The sequence below is a fragment of the Mycobacterium gordonae genome, assembly GCF_002101675.1.
Taxonomy (GTDB): Bacteria; Actinomycetota; Actinomycetes; order Mycobacteriales; family Mycobacteriaceae; genus Mycobacterium; species Mycobacterium gordonae.
Window position 1 is genome coordinate 1 of the sequence record NZ_LQOY01000046.1, and the last position, 1,880, is coordinate 1,880.

The window sequence follows — 1,880 nt, forward strand, 5'->3', positions numbered from 1 at the left end:
ATTGTCATGCACCGACGTCATCATCGAACTGCTCATGGCGTGTTGATCCGTATCTCGCCCTGCATCAGGCCGGTTTGCTATGAACCACTGGACTCAACTCACCCTGGCACGCAGGGGTCGGGCGACGATGTTCACCTATCTCGACGATGCGCGCGCCGCCCTAGCAGGCGTCGCCGATGAGGTGTTCACTGTTCGAGCGGATGGTTAACCTGAATCGCATTTCTGCTGTGCTGCTGGACATTTCAGTGTTCAGGCCAGCACGCTAGCTAGAAGTGCGTTGTCATCGTCACTCACGCTGCGCGACCACCCAGGGGATTGCTCGGAGGGCGCCAAACGCGAAGATGGACCAGAGGCACAGGATTCCGACCCATAGCGCCATCTCGTCGTCGCGCAGCCACGCCGCACTGTGAAGGGCGCCTTCGACGAGGGCGCCGATACCAACGAACGCGAACAGGGTGGCGCTGAGCCCAACGACCGCGCCCAGCCCCAGGGTGCTGCGGGATGGCCATCGGCGCTTCACGTATGTCTCAACAGTCAACGTCGCGAAGAGAAGCGATCCGGCCGACGCGGTAACCCAGAAACCAAGCATGGCGCTGATGCTAGGGCGCGTTTGCGACACCGTGGTCAATCTCTTGGTCAGCACGCCAGAGCGCGTCACCACACGACCCACCGTCTTCCGTAGCGCGGTAGCGGGTGCGCGGCGAAAATTGTTGCTCAGCAACCTATTGAGGTGCCCTTACGATTTTCCGGTGGGGGTTTCAGCGAGCAGTCTTGCCTTGCTCGATGCGCGCGCCGATGATGTCGGATCGCGTATTCACTGGGAGATGCATGTACGTGCAGGTTGCCGAACCGATCCTCGATACCCACCGAATGCCCCGTCAGGTCATACAGCGCATCCGCAATACCCTGCTCGCCCATACCCGCGGCCACCGCTGTGCTCAATGCTTCGTGCATGTTCGTCTGCTGCTGCAGCCGCGACACCGTTGTGACAAGTTCGCGATTCGCTACCTCCAGATCGGCGTTCGCCCTTTCCAGCTTCGCCGCGCTACTGGAGTCGCGGTCATGCAGTGCGGCATGTGCCAGGGCGGCGCCGGTCTGCTGGGCCAGGATGGTCAACAGCTGGATCTGATCTTTCGACGGTGCAGTATCGGCGCTGACCACCAGACACCCGTTGATGGCGCGTCGGTGGCTCAGCGGGAACGCCCACCCCCACCGGCCGTCTTTTACGTCGACCAGCCCGTCCCAGCCGGACTCGCGGTGCCGTGCGATGTCGGGGTGTGCCGGCTGGGATGGTGGAAAGCGAACGAACTCGCCGTCAACCGACCGGTAACTGGCCTCGACTTTGTAGGGCCCGAGACTGCCAACGGCGGCGGTCGCGACGCGGAAGATCTCGCCGACGTCGGAGTCACTGAAAGTGACACGCGACAGCGCGGCCAAACCCCTTGACGAAGCCTGTTCGGCCTGGCGGGTGCCCTTTGCCGCGCTGTGCGATTCATCGTTCATGTTAGGAGTGGCCAGGCTCGGCTGCCTCCTCTCAAGGCACCTGGAGTGTCCGCTGAGGCGTCACTACGAACGACAGACCCGAAGTTGGGGTTCCGAACCGCCTTTCCGGGTCTGAAAATGCCCACCCGGCGTCCGCTAATCAGACCCTACTCCAGTGTGGTGCTGACAGGACGAATCAGAGTCCAGATTTTCGGCTCACCGGGCGCACGCGACAGCCGCTACGGGTTGCCAGGCTCGATTGTTGGGAGCGAAATACGACGCGCGTTACGGCGCGTGCGCTGCTTTCCGCTGTTGTCGGGGCCGTGATGCCTCATGTAAATATGCCCGCGAAAATTGATCCATGCCTCACATAAAAATGCCCGCGAAACGGGCTGGGT

2 protein-coding genes are annotated in these 1,880 nt (G+C 62.0%); both read right to left on the reverse strand.

All coding sequences use genetic code 11. The features are described from left to right. Window positions 1-286: 286 nt before the first annotated feature. Entirely contained in the window at window positions 287-589 is a 303-nt protein-coding gene (locus AWC08_RS08100; RefSeq protein ID WP_231752361.1) for a hypothetical protein, read from the reverse strand. A gap of 125 nt (window positions 590-714) precedes the next feature. Then, window positions 715-1,503, reverse strand: a complete 789-nt coding sequence (locus tag AWC08_RS36340; protein ID WP_055576969.1) for a hypothetical protein — start codon at window positions 1,501-1,503, stop codon at window positions 715-717. Window positions 1,504-1,880 lie beyond the last annotated feature (377 nt).